The organism is Embleya sp. NPDC055664, from assembly GCF_053618075.1.
Window position 1 is genome coordinate 699172 of record NZ_JBSHGZ010000001.1, and the last position, 25265, is coordinate 724436.

Sequence of the window (25265 nt, forward strand, 5' to 3'; positions counted from 1 at the left end):
GAAATATATCGCGCAACGTTGACTGTCGTCATAATTGATAGATACTGGCTCCGCGACTCCCGCTGACACCAGGATGAGGTGCGCGCACATGGAGCTGTCCCGTTCCGCTCACGTCGACACGTTCTGTCGTGATCGATTGCCACCTGCCGAACAGTGGCCCGAACTGCTCTTCGAACTACCGGAATTGCGCTACCCGACCCGGCTGAACTGCGCCCGGGTCCTGCTCGACGACACCATCGATCGGCTCGGTGCCGAGCGACGGTGTCTGGTCACCCTGGACGAGCAGTGGAGCTACGGCGACCTGCGAACCAGGGCCAATCAGGTCGCCCGGGTGCTGACCGAGGACCTCGGCCTGGTGCCGGGCAACCGGGTGCTGCTGCGCGGTCCGAACAACCCGTGGCTGGTCGCCTGCTGGTTCGGCGTGCTCAAGGCGGGCGGTGTCGCGGTGACCACGATGCCGCTGCTCCGGGCGCACGAGTTGACCACGCTGTGCGAGATCGGCCGACCCACGATCGCGCTGTGCGACCACCGCTTCATGGACGAACCGACCGCCGCGGCCGTCCCCGGCCTGACCACCGTGGCCTACGGCGGCGACGCGGCCGACGACCTGACCCGGCGCTGCGCGACCAAGAGCGCCGACTTCGAGGCCGTGGACACCGCCGCCGACGACGTGGCGCTGATCGCGTTCACCTCAGGTACCACCGGTCGGCCCAAGGCCACCATGCACTTCCACCGTGACGTGTTGGCCAACTCCGACACCTTCTCCCGGCACATCCTCAAGCCCACCCCGGACGACCTGTTCGCGGGCACCCCGCCGCTCGGCTTCACCTTCGGTCTCGGCGGCCTGGTGGTCTTCCCGCTGCACGTCGGCGCGGCCACCCTGCTGCTCGAACACGCCACACCCGAGCGGCTGGCCCGGATCGTCGCCGACCACGGCGTCACGGTGCTGTTCACCGCGCCGACCGCGTACCGGGCGGTCATGGCCGCGGGCCATGCCGATCTCCTCCGGGGCCTGCGCCGCTGCGTGTCGGCGGGCGAGACGCTGCCCGCGGAGACCTGGCACGACCTGCACGAGGCCACCGGCATCGAGCTGATCGACGGCATCGGCGCGACCGAGCTGCTGCACGTGTTCGTCTCCGCCGCCGACGAGGACATCCGGCCCGGCGCGACGGGGCGGGCCGTACCCGGCTTCGAGGCGGTCGTCCTGGACGCCGACGGCAAGCCGGTCCCCGACGGCACACCGGGACAGCTCGCGGTCAAGGGCCCGACCGGGTGCCGCTACCTGGACGACCCGCGCCAGCTCGACTACGTGCGCGATGGTTGGAACATCACCGGCGACACCTATATCCGGGACTCCGACGGCTACCTCTGGTACCAGGCGCGCAGCGACGACATGATCATCTCCTCCGGCTACAACATCGCCGGCCCCGAGGTCGAAGTGGCCCTGGCCGCACACCCCGACGTCGCCGAGTGCGGCGTGGTCGGCGCGCCGGATCCCCGCCGCGGGTTGATCGTCAAGGCGTACGTCGTGCTGCGCCAGGGGGTCGCGGCCGACGCCAACACCGCCGAGCGCATCCAGTCCTACGTCAAGAACACGATCGCGCCGTACAAGTACCCGCGCGCCGTCGAGTTCGTGGCCGCCCTGCCCCGAACCGGCAACGGCAAACTGCGCCGCGCCGAACTGCGCGCCTGGGCCGCCAACACCGGCGAACCGGCCCCGAACTCCCTTGCCCCGGAAGCCTCGTGAAAGGCGCGACGATGCCCCAAGACAGCCCGCTCGGCTCGACCGGCCCGATCCGGACCGACGTGAGCGACCCCACCGACCCGGCCGTCGACGACCCCACCGACCTGCCCTCGGTCCTGGTCGAGCGCCGCGTCGAGTGGCAGGACACCGACGCGGCCGGCCACTACCACCACTCGGCCGTACAGCGCTGGGTCGAGGCGACCGAGGCGGTGCTGCTGCGCCGACTGGGCGTGGGCAACCTGTTCGGCCGGATCCCCCGGGTGCACTTCGAGGCGGACTACCTCGAACGCCTGTGGTTCGGCGAGGCCGCGTACATCCTGTTGCGGATCGACCGGGTGGGTACCAGTTCGCTGCACTACTCGTTCGAGGTGCGGGGCGAGCACGGCGTGGCCGCCACCGGCCGGCTGTCCGTCGTGCACTGCCCGCCGGACCAAAAGGGCGCGTCGCCGTGGCCCGACGAGGTCAGGACCGCGCTGTCCCGGGGCGGCGCGCAGCGCCCGGAGTCCTACACCTGACCCGCGCGCGCCGCGAGGCCGGGCGGATCGAACCCTCGACCCGACCCCTCGGATATCGCGTGACGTTGACGACCGTGGAATTTATTACATACGCTCGGATAGGCCGGGAACATTGGAGGACGCTGTGCGCATAGCAGTCATCGGCGGCGGGCCGGGCGGGTTGTACTTCGCCGCCCTCGCCAAGCAGCTCTCGCCGGCGTCGGAGATCACCCTGTGGGAGCGCAACGCACCCGACGACGTGTTCGGCTTCGGCGTGGTGTTCTCCGACGAGACCCTGGACGGCATCGCCCAGGCCGACCCGGAGATCTTCGCCGCGATGTCCGAGGGCTTCGCCCGCTGGACCGACGTCGACGTGCGCTACGGCGGACGCACCCTCACCTCCGGCGGACACGGGTTCGCCGCGCTGGGCCGGGAGCGGCTGTTGCGCATCCTGCAGGAGCGCTGCGCGGCGCTCGGCATCGACCTGCGCTACCGCACCGAGGCCCCGCCCGTGGACGAACTGGCCCGCACACACGACCTGGTGGTCGCCTCCGACGGGGTGCGCTCCCACGTGCGCGAGCGCTACGCCGACGTGTTCCGGCCCGATCTGGACGAGCGCGGCTGCCGCTACATGTGGCTGGGTACGGACAAGGTCTTCGACGCGTTCACCTTCATCGTCGACAAGCACGACTTCGGCGTGGTGCAGGTGCACGCGTATCCGTTCGACGACCGGCGCAGCACGTTCATCGTGGAGCTGGCCGAAGACGCCTGGCGGCGCGGCGGGTTCGCCGAGTTCGCCGGTCGCGAGCTGCCGCGTGGGGCCAGCGACGAGGCGGGCATCGCACGCTGCGAGGCGCTGCTGGCCGAACACCTGGACGGACACCGGCTGATCCCGAACAACTCGCGGTGGATCCGGTTCACCACGGTGCGCAACGCCACCTGGCACCACGAGAACGTGGTCCTGCTCGGCGACGCCGCGCACACCGCGCACTTCTCCATCGGCTCGGGCACCAAGCTCGCCATGGAGGACGCCCTCGCGCTGGCCGCGTGCCTGAACGAACACGCCGACATCCCGGCCGCGCTCACCGCCTACGAGGCCGAGCGCAAGCCGGTGGTGGCCTCCACGCAGCGGGCCGCGCAGGCCAGCCTGGAATGGTTCGAGAACATCGACCGGGCGGTCGGCCAGGCACCCGAGCAGTTCGCCTTCAACCTGCTCACCCGCAGCCGCCGGGTCACTCACGCCAACCTGTCCGAGCGCGACCCGGCGTTCGTGGCGCAGGTGGACGCGGCGTTCACCGCCGGGCGGGCGGATCGGGTGGACGCGGCGCCGATGTTCCAGCCCTTCCGGCTCGGCGCGGTCCGGCTGCGCAACCGCGTGGTGGTGCCGCCGATGGCCACCTACGCGGCCGTCGACGGCTTCCCCGGCCCGTTCGAGGCCGCCCACTTGGGCGTGCTCGCGCTCGGCGGGGCAAGCCTGGTCTTCGCCGGAATGACCGCCGTCCTGCCCAACGGCCGGGCCACCGCCGCCTGTCCGGGCCTGTGGTCCGATGCGCAGGAGACGGCCTGGCGCGAGGTGGTCACCCGGGTGCGCGAACAGGCTCCGAACGGGCCCCTGTTGGGTATCCAGCTCACCCACGCCGGACGCCGCGCGGCCGGTTCGGTGCCGGACGCCGACGGCACATGGGCGCCGCTGGGCCCGGACGTCCGGCCGGCCGTGGCCGCGTCGGCGATTCCCTGGGACGCCGAGGGCGACTTCCGCCCGCGCGAGGCGGACCGGGCCGATCTGGACACGATCACCGCCGCATTCGCCGCCGCCGCCGCACGCGCGGACCGGGCGGGCTTCGACGCACTGGAACTCCAGTACGGGCACGGCCATCTGCTCTCCGGCTTCCTGTCCCCGCTGACGAACCTGCGCGAGGACGAATACGGCGGCTCGCTCGCCGGCCGACTGCGCTTCCCGATCGAGGTGTTGTCCGCCGTGCGGGCGGTGTGGCCGAGCAACAAGCCGCTGGTGGTGCGGATCTCGGCGAGCGACTGGGCCGAGGGCGGCACCACCGAGGACGAGGCGGTCCGGATCGCCCGGGCGCTCGCGGCGGCCGGCGCGGACGCCATCGACGTGTCCTCGGGCGAGGTCGTGCCCCACGAGCGACCCGCCTACGGACGCGGCTACCAGACGCCGTTCGCCGACCTGATCCGCAACGCCACCGGCGTGCCCACCATCGCGGTCGGCGCGATCTCCACCTACGACGACGTCAACTCGATCCTGCTCGCGGGCCGGGCGGACCTGTGCGCGGTGGGCCGCGCGCATCTGTACGACCCGCTGTGGACGCTGCACGCCGCCGCCGAACAGGGCTACACCGGACCGGGCGCGCCCTGGCCGAGCGCCTGGCGGCCGGGCAGTCGCAAGCCGCCCGGCGCGGGTAGTGATCGGGTGCCGCCGCGGCTGCACCTGTCGCGCGCGCAGGTCGAGACCGTGCCGCGGCGGTGGCGACCGGAGACCGACCCCCGCCTGCTCGCCGCACCCGGCCGGGGGTGACCCGACACCCCGACCTCGTATCCGCCGACCGAACAGCGCACCACGAGGAGCCCGCCATGACAGGTCCCACCCCACCGATCGTGCTCACCGGCGCACAACGCGACAACCCGCCCCGGTTCAAGGCCGCCGCCGTCCAGGCCGCGCCGGTCTACCTGGACGCCGCCGCCACCGTGGCCAAGGCGGTCGCGCTGATCCGCGAGGCCGCCGGCAACGGCGCCGAACTGATCGTCTTCCCCGAGGTGTTCGTCCCCGGATACCCGTACTGGAACTGGACGATGAACCCGGTCCAGGGCTCGCCCTGGTACGAACGCCTGTACCGGTCCTCGGTGGACGTGCCGGGCCCGCACGTGGAAACGCTGCGCGCGGCGGCCCGGGCGGCCGGCGCGGTGGTGGTGATCGGCGTCAACGAGCGCGGCCCGCACAGCATGGGCGTGCTCTACAACACCATGCTGACCATCGACGCCGACGGCGAACTGATCGGGGTGCACCGCAAGCTGGTGCCCACCTGGGCGGAGAAGCTGACGTGGACCGGCGGCGACGGCAGCTCGCTGCGCGTGCACCCGACCGGGATCGGCCCGCTCGGCGTGCTCGCGTGCGGCGAGAACACCAACACGCTGGCCCGCTTCACCCTGCTCGCCCAGGGCGAACTCGTGCACGCCGCGAGCTACATCGCGCTGCCCGTGGCGCCCGCCGACTACGACATGGCCGACGCGATCGCGGTCCGCACCGCCGCGCACAGCTTCGAGGGCAAGGTCTTCTCGGTGGTCGCCTGCTCGACCATCTCGCCCGAGATCGTCGACGCCATCGCCGGCGACGACGACGAGGTGCGCAAGCAGCTGGGCCGCGAACGCAGCGCCTATTCAGGCGTGTTCGGCCCGGACGGGCGCCCCATCGGCGAGCCGCTGATCGACGACGAGGGCATCGTCTACGCCGACATCGACCTCGCCAGGTGCATCCAGCCCAAGCAGATGCACGACATCGTCGGCCACTACAACCGCTTCGACGTCTTCGCGCTGAACGTGGACAACCGGCCCCGGTCCCCGATCACGTTCACCCACGACCCCACCGCCGCGCCGCCCCTCGCCCCCGCCGCCACCCCCGTACCCGAGGAGGAGACATGACCACCCAGGACGACAACATGCTGGGCCGGGCCCGAGTCACCGACACCCCGGAACTGAGCGCCTACTACGCCGAGTTGGCCGAACGCGAGGCCGGCGCGCTGTGGACCGTGGCGAACGAGATCGAACCCTGGTACCCGCAGCCCAAGTCGGTGCCCACCCTGTGGCGCTACGCCGAACTGCGCCCGCTGGTCCGCAAGGCGCTCGACCTGGTCAAGGCCGACGACGCCGGCCGCCGGGTGGTCATGCTGGTCAACCCCGGCCGCCGGGACATCAGCGCCGCCGCGGGCCTGCTGTACACCGGCCTGCAGATCATGGGCCCCGGCGAGTCGATGACCGCACACCGCCACCAGGCCGCCGCGCTGCGGTTCGTCCTGGAGGGCACCGGCGCCTGGACGATCGTCGACGGCGAGAAACTGCGGGTCGGCGCCCGCGACTTCGCGATCACCCCGAACGGGACCTGGCACGAACACGGCAACGAGTCCGACGACACGCCGGTGATCTGGCAGGACGGCCTGGACATCCCGCTGGTCAACGCGCTCGACGCGGGCTTCTACGAGGTCCACCCGGACGTCTACCAGGTGCCCGGCAAGGTGGTGAACTCCTCCGTCCTGACCTACGGCGGCAACCTCGTGCCGTACGGCGTCGAACGGTGGACCCGGCCCTACTCGCCGCTGCTCGCCTGGCCGTGGGAACCCACCTACCAGGCGCTGCTCGACCTGGCCAAGGCGAGTGAGGGATCACCGTACGACGGCCTGATCATGGAGTACACCAACCCCGCGACCGGCGGCTCGGTGATGCCCACGATGAGCGCGCACATCCAACTTCTGCGCGCCGGCCAGGCGACGAAGGCACACCGGCACACCGGCTCGGTCGTCTACACCGCGGCCAAGGGCCACGGCGTCTCGATCGTGGCCGGGCAGCGGTTCGAATGGCACGAGGGCGACGTGTTCGCGGTGCCCGCGTGGGCCTGGCACGAGCACGCCAACCTCGACCGGGGCGAGGACGCGGTGTTGTTCTCGTTCAACGACTTCCCCGTGATGCGCTCGCTGGGCTTCTTCCGCGAAGAGGCCTACGTCGACAACGACGGCCACCAGCCGACGCCGGCCGGCTGAGCCGGTTCATCCCGCAAACCCACCACCCGAGGCGCCGCGACCGCGCCGCCCGGACGCAAGACAGTGAGGACACCCCATGCGCCTGGTCACCTACACCGTCGGCGACTCGTCGCCCCGCCTGGGCGCCGAGGACGGCGCGCACGTGACGGACCTGGCCGCCCTGGCCGCCGCCGCGGGCGTCGAACTCCCCGGCGACCTGCTGTCGTTCGTCCGGGCGGGCGCCGACGCGCTCGACACCGCGCGCGAACTGCTCGCCGGCGCGCCCGCCGACCGCCCGGCCGGCACCGTGCACGCCGGCGGCGAGGTGCGGCTGCTCGCGCCGCTGCGCCCCGGGAAGATCATCGGCATCGGACTCAACTACGTCGAACACGTGGCCGAGTCCAGTCGCACCCTCGACACCGCGAAGGAACTCCCGGACCGTCCGGTGCTGTTCGGCAAGCCCGCCACCGCGGTCACCGGCCCCGGCGCGCCGATCCTGCACAACGCGGACCTGACCGCACAGCTCGACTGGGAATGCGAACTCGCCGTGGTGATCGGTCGAACCGCCTACAAGGTGAGCGAAGCCGACGCGTGGGACCACGTGTTCGGCTACAGCATCATGAACGACATCAGCGCCCGGGACCAGCGCCGCTCCGGGCAGTGGTTCTTCTCCAAGGGTCAGGACTCCTACGCCCCGTTCGGCCCGGCCGTGGTCACCGCCGACGAGATCCCCGACGCACAGAACCTCGACCTGTCGCTGCGGGTCAACGGCGACGTCAAGCAGAAGTCCAACACCCGGCACATGTTGTTCGACATCCCCCGGCTGATCGCCGACATCTCGTCCGGGATGACCCTGGAGCCCGGCGACGTGATCTCCACCGGCTCGCCGTCCGGGGTCGGCGCGGCACAGGTCCCGCCGCAATACCTGCGGCCGGGCGACGTGGTCGAGGCGACCGTCGAGCGCATCGGCACGCTGACCAACCCGGTGATCGACGCCCGCTGACGCGAACCCGCCCAGCCCGCTCCTTTTTTCGGCGCCGGAACGCCCGGCACCGGCTTTCCCGGCACCAGCAGGAGGCCCTTCCCGTGCGTCAACACCCCTACCGCGTCGGCCAGATCGTGCCGAGTTCCAATGTCACGATGGAAACCGAGGTGCCCGCGATCCTGCGGGCCCGCGAGACGGTCGCCCCGGAGCGCTTCACGTTCCACTCCAGCCGGATGCGGATGACCCACGTCACCCCCGAGCAACTGGCCGCGATGGACGCCGACTCCGACCGGTGCGCCGTCGAACTGTCCGACGCGCGGGTGGACGTGCTCGGCTACGCGTGCCTGGTGGCGATCATGAGCATGGGACTCGGCTACCACCGGGTCTCCGAGGAGCGCCTGCACGGCCGTACCGTCGAGAACGGCGCGCCCGCGCCCGTGGTCACCAGCGCCGGCGCCCTCGTGCACGGGCTGCACACCATCGGCGCGCGCAAGGTCGCGCTGGTCGCGCCGTACATGCTGCCGCTGACCCGCACGGTGGTGGAGTACCTCGGGCACGAGGGGATCGAGGTGCTGGACTTCGAGGCGCTGGAGATCCCCGACAACCTCGACGTGGCCGCGCACGACCCGCTGCGCCTGCCGGACATCGCGGACCGGCTCGAACATGCCGACGCGGACGCGGTGGTGTTGTCGGCGTGCGTACAGATGCCGTCGCTGGCCGCGATCGAGGACGCCGAACAGCGGCTGGGCAAGCCGGTCGTCTCGGCGGCGGTGTGCACGGTGCACCAGATGCTCCGCGCCCTCGACCTGCCGGCCTTCGCGCCGGGCGCCGGACACCTGCTGTCGGGGGCGTTCGCCGACGCGCCCCTGGGAGCCGGCAGCGCGGCGACGGGGGCCTGATCCGCGAGCCTTCCGCGACCCCTCGTCGGCCCGGACCCGCATCTCGCGGGACCGGGCCGACGAGGGCATATCCATGGGGATGCGAGCGCTGCACGCGATAGGCGTTTATTGCGGCGATTCGTGCCTATTCCACCACGATGGAATACTGGCACGCCGTTCCCCATGGAAGGAGACCCCGGATGGGCTTCGGCCCCGACTCCTGGGCCGCGCTCGGCAGGGCCGTGACCGGGCGTGACCTCGCAGGCACGACGTCGACCCCGGGGTCGACCCGCGGCCGGTGGGCATTTCTCGGCGTCACCCGGGCCGACCTGGTGATCTGCCTGGTGGCGGCGGCCGTGGACACCTTCGGGTTCTTTATCACCCTCCCCGCCATCGGACCGGGGGAGAAGGTCGTCGGCACGCTGTTCATGCTCGCGTCGGCCGCGAGTCTGCTCGCGCGCCGTCGGTCGCCGATCGGCGTGTTGTCGTTCGTACTCGCGCTGGTGGTGGTGCTCAACGTGCTGATGGCGGTGCCGCAACGTTTCGGTATCGCGCTGGCCGTCGCGTTGTACACGGTCGGTCTGGTCGGTCGGCCCCGGACGGTGGCGCTCGCGGCCCTGGCCACGCTGGCGGCTGCGGCGTCGGGGTATCGACACGCGTCGGAGTCCTTCCTCTGGCTGTTCAGCGGCGACCTCGTGGCGGTGCTCCTCGTGCTCGGGGTCAGCGCCGCGGTACGGCACTGGCAGGGGCAGGTCGAGGTCAACCGCGCGCTGCTGGCCGACCGGGCGCTGTCCGACGAACGCCGCCGGATCGCCCGCGAACTGCACGACATCGTGGCGCACCACATCACCACGATGCACCTGATGTCCGGCGGTGCCCGGGCCAGCCTGGACCGCGACCCGGAGGCGGCCCGCGCCGCGCTGCTCACCCTGGAGGCGTCCGGCCGGGTCGCGCTCGGCGAGATGCGGCAGCTGCTCGGGGTACTGCGCAGCGACCACGACCCGGACCAGGCGGCCTCGGTGGCGCCGCAGCCCGGCGTGGACGACCTGGCCCGGCTGATCGCCGAATCCTGCCTGGCCGGGCTGCCCACCGAGCTGCGCGTGCTGGGCGCGCCGCGCGTGCTGCCGTTGCCGGTGGGGCTGGCGGTGTACCGGATCACCCAGGAGGCGCTGACCAACGCCCGCAAGCACGCGGGGGACGGGGCGACGGCGACGGTGCGGTTGGAGTACCTGCCGGGGGCGGTGGCCGTGGAGATCCGCGACGACGGGGGCGGCGAGGTGGTCGTCGGGGACTATGCGATGACCGGTGGTGGGCACGGGCTGGTCGGGATGCGTGAGCGGGTGGCCGTGCACGGCGGGTCGTTCGAGGCGGGGCGAGTCGCCGACGGCGGATTCCGGGTCGCGGCGATGTTGCCGCTGGCGGGGGAGGGGCCGGAGCCGGAGCCGGTGCCGACGCCGCCGGCGGGTGTCGGCCCCGCGTCCGAGCCCGAGCGGCTGGCCCGGCTCAGTCCGGCCGAGGTGGCGCTGCTGCGCCTGTTCGCGACCGGCAAGGCCGATGGCGAGATCGCCGCGGCGATGCGGGTGGAGCCGGCCGGTCTGGAGCGGCGGGAGGCAGACCTGCTGACCAAGCTCGATGTGCGGGACCGGGCCCAGGCGGTGGTCGTGGCGTACGAATCCGGCCTGGTTCGGGCGGGGCAGGGCGACCGCGCCCGCTGATTGTGCGTTCGCACGAACACCGGCGCTCGGGTTCGTCGTCGCGGCCATCAGCAGCGGGGCGCCGTCCGCGTAGCGTGCCCGTACGCCTCCGGACTCCCGTGAAAGAAGGCCCCATGACCGGAACCGTCGTCGACACCGCGCACTGGAACGCCCGCCTCGCCGAGCTCATCGCCGAATACGACGTGCCGGGTGCGAGCCTCGCGTTCTGGCATGGCGGCGAGGTGCACAGCTTCGCCGCCGGTGTGCTCAACCGGGACACCGGTACGCCCGTCTCGATCGACTCGCTGTTCCAGATCGGCTCGGTGAGCAAGGTCTGGACCGCCACCCAGCTGATGCTCCTCGCCGAGCAGGGCCGGCTCACCCTGGACACCCCGGTCGTCGACCTGCTCCCCGAGTTCAAGGTCGCCGACGCCGAGGTGACGAAGTCGGTGACGGTGCGGCAGCTGCTGACGCACACCTCCGGCATAGACGGCGACCTGTTCCTGGACACCGGGCGCGGCGACGACTGTCTGGAGAAGTACGTCGCGGCCTGCGCGGACCTGACCCAGAACCACCCGATCGGGGAGAGCTTCTCCTACTGCAACACGGGCTTCGTGATCGCCGGCCGGATCGTCGAGCGGCTGACCGGCAAGACCTGGGACGCGGCGCTGCGCGAGCAGATCTGCGAGCCCCTGGGCCTGACCCACACCTGGACGCTGCCCGAGGACGTGCTGCGCTTCGGCGCGGCGACGGGGCACGTGGAGGACGGCAAGCCGACCTCCGTATGGGGCCTGCCACGGGCGATGGGGCCGGCCGGCCTGATCTGCGCGCGGGCGAGCGACGTCGTCGCCTTCGGCCGCGCGCACCTGGGTACCGAGCTGCTGGCCGAGCCGACGGGGATGACCGAGCCGCAGGTGGACCTGCCGAACCCGTACACGCTGGCGCCGCAGTGGGGGATCGGGTGGATCCTCGACGAGTGGTCCGGCCACCGGGTGATCATGCACGCGGGCAACACCATCGGCCAGTCGGCGATGTTGTGGGTGGTACCCGACACCGGCACCGTGGTGTGCCTGCTGGCCAACGGCGGCGAGACCTCGGCACTGCAACGCGCGCTCGGCGGCGAGCTGTTCGCCACGCTGGCCGGCATCACCATGTCGCCGCAGCTGGGCCCGCCGCAGACCCCGGTCGAGGTGGACGTCGAGCAGTACGCCGGCATCTACGAGCGGGTGGGCAACCGCACCACCATCTCGGTCCGGGACGGTCGGCTGCACATGCTCATCCAGACCACCGGCGAGCTGGCCGACATCTCGCCGGACATGGAATTGACGCTCACCCCGGTCGACGAGACCACGTTCGTCGGGCAGCGCGAGGGCGCCACGTTGTGGGACAACGTGGTCTTCTACCGTCTCGCCGACGGCAGCCAGTACCTGCACATGGGCGTGCGCGCCACCCCCAGGACGTCCTGACCCCATTCCACCGCGCGGGTTCGCCACCCCGACCCCGCGCGGTGCCCGGTGGTGGGCCGGCCGGTGCGGGTTTACGGTCGAACGAGTGGGTCCGTTCCGTACGGCCCGCACCGCAGGCGGGCGTCGCCTCGACGCCTCGGCCGGCAAGCCCCTCGCCTCGCAGGACACACCATGGCGCATCCGAACGCGACACCCTCGCAGACCGCCGCCGCACCGAAGCGAAGCGGCGGCAACGGCGCGGCGCTCGCGGTGATCGCCTCCTGCCAGTTGATGGTGGTCCTGGACATCACCATCGTGAACATCGCCCTGCCGCACATCCAGCGGTCGTTGGACTTCTCCACCACCGGCCTGTCCTGGGTGCTCAACGCGTACACGCTGACCTTCGGCGGGCTGCTGCTGCTCGGCGGGCGCGCGGGCGACATCCTGGGCAGGCGCAGGGTGTTCATCTTCGGCGTGTTGTTGTTTGCGGTCGCCTCGTTGCTCGGCGGACTCGCGCAAAGCGCCCCGGAGTTGCTCGCCGCCCGCGCGCTCCAGGGCGTCGGCGGCGCCATCGCGTCGCCCACCGCGCTCGCCCTGATCACCACCACGTTTCCCGAAGGCCCGGCCCGCAACCGGGCCTTCGGGGTGTTCGCGGCGGTCTCCGCCGGTGGTGGCGCGATCGGGCTGCTCGCGGGCGGGGTCCTGGTCGAGTGGCTGAACTGGCGGTGGGTGTTCTTCGTCAACGTGCCGATCGGGGTGCTGCTGGCGCTGGCCACGCCGCGCTACATCCGGGAATCCGAGCGCCATCCGGGGCACTTCGACCTGCTCGGCGCGCTCACCTCCACGCTGGGCATCAGCTCGCTCGTCTACGGCTTCATCCGGGCCGCGCAGGAGGGGTGGCGCGACGCGTTCACCCTGGGCGCGTTCGCGGCGGCCGTGGTGCTGCTCGCGCTCTTCATCTCGATCGAGCGCAACTCGCGGCAGCCGATCACCCCGCTGAAGATGTTCGCCGACCGTAACCGGGCCGGTACGTACGGCATCATGTTGTGCCTGGCGGCCGCGATCTTCGGGATGTTCTTCTTCCTGACCCTGTGGGTCCAGGACGTGCTGGGCTTCAGCCCGCTCCGGACCGGGCTCGCGTTCCTGCCGATCAGCGCGGTGATCGCGCTCGGCGCGGGATTCGCCTCGCAGCTGCTGCCGCGCTACGGACCCAAGCCGTTCATGGTCGTCGGCGCGCTGCTCGCGGCGGCGGGGCTGGGCTGGCTCACCCGGACCGATGTGCACAGCACCTACCTGGGCAGCATCCTCGGGCCGACGCTGGTGTTCGGCGTGGGCATGGGCATGCAGTTCGTGTCCCTGACGCTGATGGCGGTCTCCGGTGTGCGGGCCCGCGACTCGGGCGCGGCCTCCGGGCTGCTCAACGCGATGCAGCAGGTGGGCGGTTCGCTCGGGTTGTCGATCCTGGTCACCGTGTTCGGCACGGCCAACCGCAACGAGGCCAAGGACCAGGTCCCGGCCTTCCTCGCCCAGGCCACCCCGGCGCAGCGGGCCGAGTTCGACCGCACCGGTGTGCTGCCCGCGCCGTGGAGCGACCAGGTGCTCACGAGCGGCGTCTCCGCGGCCTTCATCGTGGCCGCGATCTTCGCGGTGGTCGCCGCGGTGATCGCCCTGTTCGTCATCCAGGTCCGCGCCTCCGACCTGGAACGCCTCCAGGGCTCCGGCCAACCCCCTCCCGGCTGACCGACGACGTATTCGCCCGACCGGCCGCGCACCGGCCCGCCGCTGCGCGACAATGCGTACACGGCGTATCACTCACGTAGCGGCAACGACGACGGGGGCCCGATGGAAGCCGAACTGATGACGCTGGCAGCATCCGGAGCAACCACGATGGTGGGCCTGATGGTCTCCGAATCCTGGACCCAGGCCCGCAACCGCCTGACCGCCTTCTTCACCAGAACCGGCTCCGAACCATCCACCACGGAACACGAACTCGACGCCGCCCAGGGCGAGTTGACCACGGCCCGCGCAGAGGGCAACGACATCGTGGCAGCCGACATCGAAGCCGAATGGCGAACCCGCCTGCGCCGAGCCCTCCAGTCCGACCCGACAGCGGCAGCCGACCTACAAGCCCTACTCGACGAACTGACCCCACTCATCGGGACACCCACCACCACCCAGGTGACCAACACCATCACCGGCGGCACCCAACACGGCCCGGTCCTCCAGGGCCACAACTTCTCCGGCGTAACTTTCCACGCGCAAACCCCACCCCCCTCCGAAAACCCCCCACCACCCCAACCCTGACCAACCGGCCCCGGGCCGGTGTCCCGCCCGGCGCTCCATCGGTCGATCAGAATCCCGTGCAGCGGCTTGTGCCACGCCCCTGGTCCGTGTTGCGCGGGGTTCAGCGGACCCCATCGACGCGTGTCCACACGCGCAATCGTCGGCGTAGGCGAGACTCGCCCGGCTACACCCATGAGCCGCTACGGCAGGCGTCGCTCCGAAGGCACCGAGGTACTTGCCGCTTCGAGGGGGAACCGGCTTATCCTCGGGTCGCTCATCCGACCTGGGAAGTCTCGGCCCGGTTGGTCACACGGTTGGTCACACCATGGGGCGGAAAGCAGAAAAACCCCTGATCAACAGGGGTCTCTCGTGGTGTCCGAGGGGGGACTTGAACCCCCAAGCCCTTTCGGGCACTAGCACCTCAAGCTAGCGCGTCTGCCAATTCCGCCACCCGGACCGGGTGGTCGCCTTGTGGTTTGCGCGGCGACGTGGAGAACCATATCAAAGATCCGCAGGGGGGCCGGACCGGGGCGGATGTGGGGCTGACCTGGGGCTTGGGGGCGGGCGGGTGGGGTGGGCCTGGGGGTGGGTGGGGCGGGTTCGTCAGGGTGCGCCAGGGGCCGTTCGGGGGATGGCGTGCGGGACAATGGTTGGCGATGTCGAGTGACAACGAGGTCGTGAGTCGAAGGCCCTTCACCTACCTGACCGCGCAGCAGCACAGTGCGTTGTATCGGGCGATCATGGGGGTCTTCGTCGAGGCCAAGCAGCGGTTCCTGGTGCATCTGTGACCCGAGGATGTGCAGGCCGCGCTCGTGGATCGGGTGGAGCTTTCGGCGGTGGCCGCGGCGCTGGACAGTCTTGCCGGGTGGGGGAATCTGCGGGCGGACGCCGATACCGGGCGGGTGACGTCCGTGGAGGACTTCTATCGGCATCGGTACCTGTATCAGCTCACGCGCGAGGGTGAGGCGGTCGAGGAGGCGCTGAGCGCGTACGACGCGGCGCTCGGACGGCGTGGGGCGCTCCAGGCGGTGGCGCTGGCGGACATCGCGACGCAGTTGCGGGCGCTGATCGGGTTCGGTGCGGCGGAGCGGCTCGACGAGGGCAAGGTTCACCTCGCGCTGATCACCCTGACGCACCGGTTCAACGACCTCGCGGACAACGCGCGGGCCTTCATGGGGTCGCTCCAGCGCACGATCGACCTGCACGACGCCGATGTCGAGGTGTTCCTGGCCTACAAGGATCGCCTGATCGACTACCTGGAGCGCTTCATCGCCGATCTGGTCACGCGTGGTGCGCAGATCGCCGGCCTGCTGGACGAGTTGGGCGACCCGCGCCGGGACGACGGGCCGCTGCGGCGACTCCTGGTCGGTGCCGCCGAGCGCGAGGCGGGGGACGCCGCGCCGGATCCGACCGTCGTGGACGCGGAACCGGAGGGTGCGGAGGCCGCCGCGCGCCTCGCGCTGTACGAGACGTGGGTCCGGCGCCGGCTCGGCCTGCGGGCGTGGTTCATCGCCGAAGGCGGGCACGAGTCGCAGGCACGACTGTTGCGCAGTCGTGCGCGCAGCGCGGTGCCGCAGTTGCTCACCGTGGTCGGCGTCCTCAACGAGCGCCGCGCGGGCCGTTCCGATCGGTCGGCCGACTTTCGGGCCCTCGCGCTCTGGTTCGCCCAGGCTCCCGACGACGCGTCCCGGCATCGACTGTGGCGCTCGGCCTTCGGATTGCACGCCGCCCGGCACCTGACGGTGGACGCGCAGACCCTGGCGGCCCGGGAACAGGATCCGCCCGCCGCCGGCACCCCGTGGCACGATGCCCCGCCGATCCACATCAGTCCGCAGTTGCGCAAGACCGGATCGTACGAGCGGCGCGGCAAGCCCAACCGCGTCGCGGACCGATCCGACGCACGCCGATTTCTCGCCGAACACGCGCACCGCGAACGCGTGCAACTCGCGGCGGCGCGGACCCTGCTCGCCACCCACGGGGTGACCCGGCTCGGTCGGCTGCCCGAACTGGATCCCGTCACCTTCGGCCTGTTCCTGCACCTCCTCGGTGACGCGCTCGCGCTCTGGCGCCCCGAGACCACACATGTGGTCGCCACCGGCCACGACGGCTCGATGGAGATCCACCTCACCCTGCCCGACGACGACGCGCGGGCCGAAGTACACACCACCGTCGGGGTGTTCAGCGGCCCCGACTTCCTGATCGAGATCATCGACCTCGGCGAGCCCGGCGAGCCCGGCGAGCGCGGCGACCTCGGCACGGTCGGCGAACCCGGTATGACCGACCCCGATACGGAAGAGATCGGCGCATGAGCAGGCCACCCGGAGACCGCGCTGGGATCGGCTCTCGACGAGGACCGCCGGGTCAAGCGGCGCCGGGCCGCACGAGCCCTGCTGCGCACACCCCTGCTGCGTGCTCGGGGCGATGGCGGCGAGGAGTTCCGGCTCGTGCAGCAGTTCGCCGCCGAGCTGCGGCCCTGGTTCGAACGCAATACCGGCTGGCGGCTGTACGTGGACGCCGAGGTGGCGCGCCTGTACAAAATCCCCGCCGATTCCCGCTCGGCCACCCATCCGGCGCGCGATCCACGCACGAAACTGCCCTTCGGGGCCCGCAGGTACGTGCTCGTGTGCCTCGCGCTGGCCGCGTTGGAGCGATCGGATCACCAGATCGCACTCGGGCGGTTGGCCGGACAGATCGTGATCGGCGCCGCCGATCCGGCACTGGGCGCGGCCGGTGTGGAGTTCACGCTGGAAAATCGCGAGGAACGCGCCGACCTCGTGGCCGTCGTCCGGCTGCTGATTCGCCTCGGCGTGCTGACCCTGGTGGCCGGTGACGAGGAGGCGTATCTCAAAGCCACGGGGGACGCGTTGTACGACGTCGAACGCCGCGTGTTGGCCGGGCTGCTCAGCTCCCGGCAAGGCCCCTCCACGATTTTCGCCACCGCCTTCGAGGACCGACTCGCGGCGCTCGCCGACGACTCCGTGCTCGACAACGACGACCTGCGCAACCAACGTATCCGCCATCACCTCACCCGTACGCTCCTGGACGACCCGGTCCTGTACTACGCGGACCTGCCCGACGCCGAACTCGCCTATCTCCAAAAGCAGCGTCCGCACATCACCGGCGCCATCACGGAGTTGACCGGCCTCGTCGCCGAAGTACGCGCCGAGGGCATCGCCATGGTCGACCCCGACGACGAACTGACCGACGTCAAGATGCCCGACACCGGCACCGACGGGCACGTGACCCTACTGCTCGCCGAACGCCTGGCCGCCGGAGCCGGAGCCGGTGCCGGTGCCGGTGCCGGTGCCAATGCCGGAGCCGACACCGACACCGACACCGACACCGACACCGACACCGACACCGCGGCCGACACCGCATCCGCCCGGATCGTCACCCTCGCCCAACTCCACGCACTGGTACGAGAGTTCGCCCGCGAACACGGCGGCTACTGGCGCAAGGCCGCGACCGAACCGGGCGCGGAGCACGAACTGGTCGAACAGGCCGTGGGCCGATTGACCGCCCTCGGACTGCTCGCCCGAACCCACGACCACGAGGGCGCACCCGCCGTCGTCGCGCTGCCGGCCCTCGCCCGCTACGCCGTCGGCGAGACCGTCCTCCTCGAACCAGGAGCCAGGGCACCCGGCCCGCGTACCCGGCGAACCGCACCGAAGGGCAGCCGCCGATGAGCCCGATCCTGCCGCACCCCACCCGCGAGCGGTGGCAACCGCTGCGCACCGGCCTGGTGGACCTGTTCCACTACGACGTCGAGGAGTTCCACTTCCGTGACGGACGGCTGCTGCTGCGCGGAAACAACGGCACCGGCAAGTCCAAGGTGCTCGCCCTGACCCTGCCGTTCCTGCTCGACGGCGACCTGTCCGCGCATCGGGTCGAACCCGACGGTGATCCCCGCAAGCGGATGGAATGGAATCTGCTCCTGGGCGGCGAGCACCCGCACAGCGAACGGCTCGGCTACACCTGGATCGAATTCGGCAGGCGCGCCGACGACGGCACCGTCGAATTCCGCACCCTCGGCTGCGGGCTCAAGGCGGTGGCGGGCCGAGGGGTGGTCCGGCACTGGTACTTCGTGACCACACAACGCGTCGGCGAGAACCTGTCGTTGATCGACGGCACCCGCACCGCGCTGACCCGTGACCGCCTCACCGAGGCACTGGCCGGCCACGGGCTGGTCCACGACCAGGCGGCCGGCTACCGCCGGGCCGTGGACGACGCGCTGTTCGGCCTCGGGGAACAGCGCTACGCCGCGCTGGTGGACCTGCTCATCCAACTGCGCCAACCGCAACTGTCCAAGCGGCCCAGCGAGAAGGCCCTGTCCAAGGCACTCACCGAAGCCCTCGCGCCGATGGACCAGGCAGTGGTCGCCGACGTCGCCGAGGCGTTCCGCAGTCTCGACGAGGATCAGGCCCGGCTCGCCGCGATGGCCGAGACCGAACAGGCGGCGACCACGTTCTTGACGCACTATCAGCGCTACGCCAAGGTCGCCTCGCGTCGGCGGGCCCGCGCACCGCGCAGCGAACACGCCCGCCACGACGCGCTGCGCGCCGAATTCACCCGGGCCGGCGACGAGGAGGCCGCAGCCGAACTACGGGTGGCGGCGGCCGAGGAACTGATCTCCGAGTGCACCGCCGAGGCCGCCCGGCTCCAGGCCAAGGACGAGGCACTGCGCGCGGGACCGGAGATGCGCAGCGCCCGCGAACTCGACCGGGCCGCCGAAGCCGCGCGTGCCGCCCGGGCGGAAGCGACCCAGGCCGAGGAGGACGCGCGGCGCGCGAGCGAGGACGAACGGCGCGCGAGCGAGCGCGCGGACGGCGCCGGCGCGCGACTGACCGTCGCCGTCCGCGAAGTCGCCGCCGTGCGCCGCGAGGCCGCCGACGCGGCGGCGCAGGCGATACTGACCGCCGCACACGCCGAACACGTGGCCGCCGCGCCGGCCGACGAACCCCGGGTGCGTCGGGCCGCCGACGATCTGGTGGACCGGCGCCGGCGCACCGTCGAACTCCTGGCCGGACTGCATCGCGACGCCGAGCGGCTCGCCGGCGTACGCACCGCCGCCCGGCAGCGACTGGCCGACATCGAGGCCGAACTCGCGGCCCAGGCCGAGGAGCACGAGCGCTGCGCCGACGTGACGCGGGCCGCGAAGCGGTCCTTCGTCGCGGCCGTGCAGGCTTACCTGGCCGAGTGCGCCGAACTGCGACCGGCGGATCCGCTCGGCCTGCTGGACGAACTCACGGTGTGGGCGGACACGTTGGCCGGTCCCGACCCGGTCCGTGTGGCCACCGACGCGGCGGCGCGCGAGCGACACGCCGTGCTCGCGGCGCAGGCCGCCGCCGTGGCCGGCGAACTGCGCGACGTCGACGGGCAGGCCGGGCGGCTCCGGGCCGAACTGGCCGACCTGCGCGCGGGCGGGACCCGGCCGCCGCGCCCGCCGTACACCCGCGACGACACCACGCGCACGGCGCGCCCGGGCGCCCCCCTGTGGCGCCTCGTCGACTTCACCGACGCGGTGCCCGACGGCGCGGACCGGGCCGGCCTCGAGGCGGCCCTCGAGGCATCCGGCCTCCTCGACGCGTGGGTGGATCCGGACGGTACGGCCACCTCGGTGGGCACCGGCGAGCTGCTGGTCCGACCCGGGCCGCCCGTTGCCGGACCCACCCTCGGCGATGTGCTGAGCCCGGCCGTGGACCGTGCCGACGAGCGGGCCGCCGCGGTACCCGACGCGATGGTGGGCCGCCTGCTGGCCGCCATCGGCTGGGGGCCGGACAGCGCCGCGGCCACCCGGGTCGCCGCGGACGGCACCTTCACCCTCGGCGTGCTGACCGGCCGCTGGACCAAGCCGAACGCCGAATACCTGGGTGCGGGCGCACGCGAGCGCGCGCGTCGGGCCAGGATCGAGGCCGTCGCCGCCGAACTGGCCGAACTCGACGTCCGGCGCGCGGACATCGTGGACCGAACCGCCGCGGTGACCACGCGTCAGCGCCGACTCGACGACGAACTGGCGGGCCGACCGGGCGACGAGGCGTTGCGCCGGGCCCACGCACAGGTCGCCGCCGCCGGCACCCGACTGGCCGCCCTCGACACCCGCCGCGCCGAACAGGAGCGGCACGTGGTGGCCGCGGCGACCCGCGCCGACGAGGCCGCCGACGAGGCCCGCCGCGCCGCCGTCGACACCGGCCTGCCCACCGCCCCGGAGGAACTCGCCTCGGTATCCGCCGGCCTGGCCCGGTATCGCGAGGTATTGGCCGCGCTGTGGCCCGCGTTGCGCGAGCACACCGCCGCTTCGGCCGCCGCCGCGAGCGAACGTGTGGAGGCCGAACGGGTCGCCGTACACGCGGGCGACCTGCGCGAACGCGCCGCGGTGGCAGAGCGTCGGGCCCTCGCCGCCGAGAGCGGCCACGAAACCCTCGCCGCCACCGTCGGCGCGGCCGTCGCCGAACTCCAACGCGAACTGACCGCGACCCGCCTGGCCCTGCGAGGGTGCGAGGACGCGACCCGACGCGCCCACCGCGAGCACACCGACGCGGTCAAGGCCGGCGGCGTCGCCCAGGGCCGTCGGGAACAACTGGAGCGCGACGTGGCCGAGTCCGCGCGCACCCGGGACGAAGCGGTGGCCGCGCTGCGCCGGTTCGCGAGCACCGGCCTGCTCACCGTGGCGTTGCCGGAACTGGAGCTGCCCGCACCGGACTCCGCGTGGGCCGCCGACCCGTCGGTGCGCTTCGCGCGCCGGATCGAGCGCGAGTTGGAGCAGATCGAGGACTCGGACCAGGCATGGGAGCGGGTGCAGCGGCGGGTCGCCGAGGAGTTGAAGAACCTCCAGGACGCCCTCGGCCGGCACGGCCACACCGCCTCCGGACACATGCTGGAGGACGGCGTCGTCGTCGACGTCGTCTTCCAGGGTCGCACCTCGACCGTGGCCGGGCTCGCCACCTCGCTGGCCGCCGAGGTGGAGGCGCGGCGGCGGCTGCTCTCGGCCCGGGAGCGAGAGATCCTGGAGAACCACCTGATCTCCGAAGTGGCCGGCACCCTCCAGGAGTTGATCGGCGCGGCGGAGCACCGGGTGGGCGTGATGAACGGCGAACTGGCGGCCCGCCCGACCAGCACCGGGATGAAACTGCGGCTGGTGTGGCGCGCGGCCAAGGAGGCGCCGACCGGCCTGGCCGCCGCCCGCGCCCGGCTGCTGCGCCAGACCGCGGATGCCTGGACGGCCGAGGACCGCGCGGCGGTCGGCGAGTTCCTCCAGGCCGAGATCGCGCGGGTGCGCAGCCGGGACGCCGGCGGTACCTGGGTCGAACAGCTGACCACGGCCCTCGACTACCGTTCGTGGCACGAGTTCGGCATCGAGCGGCATCAGCACGGCCAGTGGAGCACCGCGACCGGCCCGGCCTCCGGCGGCGAACGGGTGCTCGCCGCCTCGGTCCCGCTGTTCGCGGCGGCGTCCTCGCACTACGCCTCTGCGGCCAACCCGTACGCGCCCCGATTGGTCACGCTGGACGAGGCGTTCGCGGGGGTGGACGACGACTCGCGGGCCAAATGTCTGGGCCTGCTCGCGGCCTTCGACCTGGACGTGGTCATGACCAGCGAACGCGAATGGGGTTGCTATCCCGAGGTGCCGGGTCTGGCCATCGCCCAGTTGTCCCGCGTGGACGACATCGCGGCGGTGCTGGTGACGCGCTGGGAATGGAACGGGGAACACCGGTTCCGCGCCGTCGATCCCGAGCCGATGGGATTGTCCGCGACGGTGCCCGCGCCGCAGTCCGGCGGCTCGGACGGCGCCACCCAGGACGAGCTGTGGACGTGAGCGGAACACACCTGGAGCGTCTGCTCGGCGGGCCGGACCTCGCCTGGCTGGTGGACCGGGCGCGCCACCGCCTCGAACACGCCCGTGATCTCGACGGATCGGTCACCCTCAAGATGCCTACCGCCGGGCAACGGGCTGCGGTGGAACGGTTGTTGGGTCGACCGGCGCGTTCCGGTGGGTCGTTGTCGGTCGCGCTGCCGGCGGTCGATCGAATCCTGCGCGCATCGGGCGCATGCCCTGCGGGCCTCGCGGCGGCCGTCGAGATCCTGGCCGGCCCGGTGGTGCCGCGCCACGAGGTCGCCTCGGCGGAGCGCGGCGCCTGGGCGCACGCCTTCGGGCCGCTGGACGAACTGGTGGGCCGTCGGCCCGAGTTGGCGGTCTGGACGGCGGACATCCGGGCGTCCGGGTTGGTGCGGCGCGTGTGTGGCGGGCCCGAGGCGGCTCACCGCACGTTGACGGATGTCGCCGCGGTACTCGGCGAGTTGCCGGTCGAGGGCGAGCCGATCGGTGTCTTCGCGGCCCGGGTCCGTGCCGACGCGCACGCGCTCGACGAGGACCGTCCGTTGACCACTTTGGTGTTCGGCACGGCGCGAGTCCTCGGCGGGATTCCGGCCGGCAGCGGCGCCGAGTGGCGGCGGGCGGTCTGGGCGGCGGTCGGGCTGCTCAAGGACGATCTGTCCAACACGGTGCTCACCCTCGGGCTGCCCGGCGACGACGCCTCGCCCACCGGGCGGGCGCTCGCCATCCTGAGCGCGGCCGGACAGCCGGCGGTGTTGACCTTGCGTCAGCTCGCCGGTGACCCGCCCGCGGCGTTGCCCGCGACGGCCGCGGTGTTCGTGTGTGAGAACCCGGCCGTGGTCGCGGCGGCGGCGCACGGGATCGGCGCCGATTGCCCACCGCTGGTGTGCGTATCGGGTCAGCCCGGAACGGCCGCGGTGCGGTTGTTGGCGGCGCTGACGGCCGATGGCGCGGTGGTGCGGGCGCATGGCGATTTCGACTGGGGTGGTCTGCGGATCGTGTCCGGTCTGGCCGGACGCGTCCGGGTCGAGCCGTGGCGATACCGGGCGTCGGACTACCTCACGGCCGTCGGCGCGCGGCCCGGTACCCCGCTGACGGGCGCGCCGACGACTGCGGCCTGGGACCCCGAACTGGCCGACGCGATGCGGGAAATGGGCCGCCGGGTCGAGGAGGAGGCCGTGCTGGACGATCTGCTCGCCGACCTTCGGGCGACGGGGCGAAAGGGTTTGCCGAGCTGATCGGCGACCGCGTACGCCGGGGTGGTCGGTGCCGGCCGGGTCGGGACCGCGCCGCCCGACCCCTCGGGCTACGCGCCGGCGAGCAGATCGGCCTCCTCCCGCGCCGACAGGCCGTGTGAGAGAGGGGGTTCGCCGCGTTGTCGGTCCCAGGCGCGGACGTCGGCCACCGTGACCGGGAGGGGGGTGGCGGGCATGCCGGCGGCTCGGGCCCGGGCGGCACTGCGTTGGCGGGTGGGCCATTGGGCTTGTGGCGTGACCAAGGGGAAGTGGGCCGGGGCCGCGTCGATGGGGATCGGGACGAGTTCGATGTCGGTGCCGGCCGCCTCGGCGCAGGTTTCGATCAGGGTGCCCAGCGTGGTGGCTTCGGCCGGGCCGACCGCGTGGAAGGCGCCCGGACGGTTGTCGGTCAGCAGGCGGGTGACCAGGTGGGCCAGGTCGCGGGAGTCGACCACCTGTACCGGCTGGTCGGGGTCGCCCGGGACGGCCACTCGGCCGCCGCGGGCGGCTCGGCGGACCCAGTAGGTGAAGGTTTCCTGGACGTCGTGGGGGCCGACGACCTTGCCGGGGCGCACGATCGTGGCGCGGTCGCCGTACCGGGCCAGGACGTCGTCCTCGCAGGCGACCTTGCACGGGCCGTATGTGTCGTTGTCGAGCTCCTCGGTGTCGCGCCGGGGCGGCCGGCGCGGGGTGTCCTCGTCCGAGCCGGGGCCGACGCCGGTCTGGACGTATACGGCGTGGCTGGAGACGAACAGGTAGCGGCCGACCCGGTCGCCGAGTGCGTCCATCGCCTGGTTCACATGGCGCGGGACGTAGCCGCTGACGTCGACCACCGCGTCCCATTCGCCGTCGCGCAGCGCCGCGTAGTCGCCGGTGTCGCGGTCGCCGATCAGCCGGGGCAGGTCCGGGAACAGGTGCGATCCCGTTCGTCCCCGCCCGAAAACGGTCACGTCGGCGCCTTCGCGCAGTGCGTCCTCGACGATCGCCCGACCCACGAACGCGGTGCCGCCCAATACAAGAATGCGCATGGTCGGCGACGCTATCGGCTCGGGCGACGTCGTGTGCCGAATATTCGAGTGTCAACTGTGGTTGACATGCGATGCGCGTCAACGTACGTTGACAGACATGACCGAAGCAACCGACCTCGCCAGTAGGGCGGGGGACCGTGATCCGCGCGTGGGCCTGCGGGCCGTGGCCGCGCTGCGGCGGCTGCTCGAACAGCTCGAAGCCGTGCAGGTGCGCAGCGCACGTGTGCAGGGCTGGTCGTGGCAGGAGATCGCCGCCGAGTTGGGAGTAAGCCGTCAGGCAGTGCACAAGAAGCACGGGAGGAACTGATGTTCGAGAGGTTCACCGGCGACGCCCGCGCCGTTGTGCGTGGTGCGGGCGAACACGCGCGACGGGCCGAGGCCGGCGAGGTGGGGGAGGAGCACATGCTCGCGGCGTTGCTGGACGGGCAGGGTACGCCGGCGGCCGTCGCGCTGGCGACGATCGGATTCGTCGCCCATCGCGACGAGGTGATGGAGGCGCTGGCCCGGGCGCGCCGGCGCGGCGGGGTGTCGTCCGCCGACCAGGCCGCGCTCGCCGACCTCGGGATCGACGTGGACGAGATCGTGGCCAGGGTCGAACAGGTGCACGGCGAGGGCGCGTTGGCGATGGGGCCGCGACGCCGGCGGGTGTGGCCGTTCGGCGGTCGCTCGGCACCCGGGCCGTTCACGGAGGGGGCCAAGCGGGTGCTGGAGAAGTCGCTGCGGGAGGCGCTGGAGCGCGGGGACAAGCACATCGGCGACGAGCACATCCTGCTCGCGCTCACGTCCGGCCCGGGCGTGGTGGCCGACCTGCTGGCCGAATACGGGGTGACCCGCGTGTCGGTACTCCGGGCGCTGGTGCCGCCGGCGGCCCAGGCGGGTTGACGCCCGACGCGCCCGTAC

Annotated in this window: 18 protein-coding genes and 1 tRNA gene; 17 read left to right on the top strand and 2 right to left on the bottom strand. The window is 72.2% G+C overall.

Annotated features, from left to right (window positions below):
* The first annotated feature begins 88 nt into the window (after positions 1-88).
* The 11 genes from ACWGR4_RS02865 to ACWGR4_RS02915 all read left to right on the top strand — a co-directional run bounded on the left by ACWGR4_RS02865 (position 89) and on the right by ACWGR4_RS02915 (position 14292).
* Positions 89-1747, top strand: coding sequence for an AMP-binding protein (locus tag ACWGR4_RS02865; protein WP_452130249.1), 1659 nt, complete (start codon positions 89-91; stop codon positions 1745-1747).
* 11 nt (positions 1748-1758) lie between these two features.
* Positions 1759-2259 carry an acyl-CoA thioesterase gene (locus tag ACWGR4_RS02870; RefSeq protein WP_452130248.1) on the top strand — a complete coding sequence of 167 codons (501 nt, stop codon included), beginning with the start codon at positions 1759-1761 and terminating at the stop codon, positions 2257-2259.
* A gap of 124 nt (positions 2260-2383) precedes the next feature.
* A complete protein-coding gene (locus ACWGR4_RS02875; protein WP_452130247.1) occupies positions 2384-4774 on the top strand; it encodes an oxidoreductase in 2391 nt (796 codons plus the stop codon).
* Between the two features lie 56 nt (positions 4775-4830).
* Positions 4831-5895 carry a carbon-nitrogen hydrolase family protein gene (locus tag ACWGR4_RS02880; RefSeq protein ID WP_452130246.1) on the top strand — a complete coding sequence of 355 codons (1065 nt, stop codon included), beginning with the start codon at positions 4831-4833 and terminating at the stop codon, positions 5893-5895.
* Positions 5892-7007, top strand: coding sequence for a cupin domain-containing protein (locus tag ACWGR4_RS02885; RefSeq protein WP_452130245.1), 1116 nt, complete (start codon positions 5892-5894; stop codon positions 7005-7007). The genes ACWGR4_RS02880 and ACWGR4_RS02885 overlap by 4 nt, the downstream gene beginning before the upstream one ends.
* A 76-nt stretch (positions 7008-7083) precedes the next feature.
* Positions 7084-7989, top strand: coding sequence for a fumarylacetoacetate hydrolase family protein (locus ACWGR4_RS02890; RefSeq protein ID WP_379997117.1), 906 nt, complete (start codon positions 7084-7086; stop codon positions 7987-7989).
* Positions 7990-8126: 137 nt separating this feature from the next.
* Positions 8127-8870, top strand: a complete 744-nt coding sequence (locus tag ACWGR4_RS02895) for a maleate cis-trans isomerase family protein (RefSeq protein ID WP_452130244.1) — start codon at positions 8127-8129, stop codon at positions 8868-8870.
* 179 nt (positions 8871-9049) lie between these two features.
* Positions 9050-10564, top strand: a complete 1515-nt coding sequence (locus tag ACWGR4_RS02900) for a histidine kinase (RefSeq protein WP_452133503.1) — start codon at positions 9050-9052, stop codon at positions 10562-10564.
* 113 nt (positions 10565-10677) lie between these two features.
* Positions 10678-12009, top strand: a complete 1332-nt coding sequence (locus ACWGR4_RS02905; protein ID WP_452133502.1) for a serine hydrolase domain-containing protein — start codon at positions 10678-10680, stop codon at positions 12007-12009.
* A 171-nt stretch (positions 12010-12180) separates the two neighbouring features.
* Positions 12181-13728, top strand: coding sequence for an MFS transporter (locus tag ACWGR4_RS02910; protein ID WP_452133501.1), 1548 nt, complete (start codon positions 12181-12183; stop codon positions 13726-13728).
* A gap of 117 nt (positions 13729-13845) precedes the next feature.
* Positions 13846-14292, top strand: coding sequence for a hypothetical protein (locus ACWGR4_RS02915; RefSeq protein ID WP_452133500.1), 447 nt, complete (start codon positions 13846-13848; stop codon positions 14290-14292).
* A 349-nt stretch (positions 14293-14641) separates the two neighbouring features.
* On the opposite strand, the gene ACWGR4_RS02920 is transcribed toward ACWGR4_RS02915, so the two are convergent.
* A tRNA-Leu gene (locus ACWGR4_RS02920) sits at positions 14642-14728 on the bottom strand.
* A 340-nt stretch (positions 14729-15068) separates the two neighbouring features.
* Here ACWGR4_RS02920 and ACWGR4_RS02925 point away from each other — a divergent pair.
* The 4 genes from ACWGR4_RS02925 to ACWGR4_RS02940 are packed head-to-tail and all read left to right on the top strand — an operon-like array spanning position 15069 to position 23340.
* A complete protein-coding gene (locus ACWGR4_RS02925; RefSeq protein ID WP_452133499.1) occupies positions 15069-16580 on the top strand; it encodes a TIGR02677 family protein in 1512 nt (503 codons plus the stop codon).
* Positions 16581-16601: 21 nt separating this feature from the next.
* Positions 16602-17957, top strand: coding sequence for a TIGR02678 family protein (locus tag ACWGR4_RS02930; protein WP_452133504.1), 1356 nt, complete (start codon positions 16602-16604; stop codon positions 17955-17957).
* Positions 17954-22084 (top strand): TIGR02680 family protein, encoded by a 4131-nt coding sequence (locus tag ACWGR4_RS02935; protein ID WP_452133498.1) that lies wholly within the window; start codon positions 17954-17956, stop codon positions 22082-22084. Before ACWGR4_RS02930 ends, ACWGR4_RS02935 begins: the two co-directional genes overlap by 4 nt.
* Complete coding sequence (locus ACWGR4_RS02940; protein WP_452133497.1) at positions 22081-23340, top strand: TIGR02679 family protein; 1260 nt, start codon at positions 22081-22083, stop codon at positions 23338-23340. Before ACWGR4_RS02935 ends, ACWGR4_RS02940 begins: the two co-directional genes overlap by 4 nt.
* A 68-nt stretch (positions 23341-23408) precedes the next feature.
* Here the strand turns inward: ACWGR4_RS02940 and ACWGR4_RS02945 are convergent, their stop codons facing one another.
* The gene (locus tag ACWGR4_RS02945; RefSeq protein WP_452133496.1) at positions 23409-24365 is read right to left on the bottom strand and encodes an NAD-dependent epimerase/dehydratase family protein; all 957 of its coding nucleotides are present in this window, start codon (positions 24363-24365) and stop codon (positions 23409-23411) included.
* A 97-nt stretch (positions 24366-24462) separates the two neighbouring features.
* Here ACWGR4_RS02945 and ACWGR4_RS02950 point away from each other — a divergent pair, with 97 nt between their 5' ends.
* Together ACWGR4_RS02950 and ACWGR4_RS02955 are read left to right on the top strand one after the other, a co-directional pair.
* Positions 24463-24672: a helix-turn-helix domain-containing protein gene (locus ACWGR4_RS02950; RefSeq protein WP_026218136.1), complete on the top strand. Its 210-nt coding sequence runs from the start codon at positions 24463-24465 to the stop codon at positions 24670-24672.
* The gene (locus ACWGR4_RS02955; RefSeq protein ID WP_379997139.1) at positions 24672-25247 is read left to right on the top strand and encodes a Clp protease N-terminal domain-containing protein; all 576 of its coding nucleotides are present in this window, start codon (positions 24672-24674) and stop codon (positions 25245-25247) included. Before ACWGR4_RS02950 ends, ACWGR4_RS02955 begins: the two co-directional genes overlap by 1 nt.
* Positions 25248-25265: the final 18 nt, after the last annotated feature.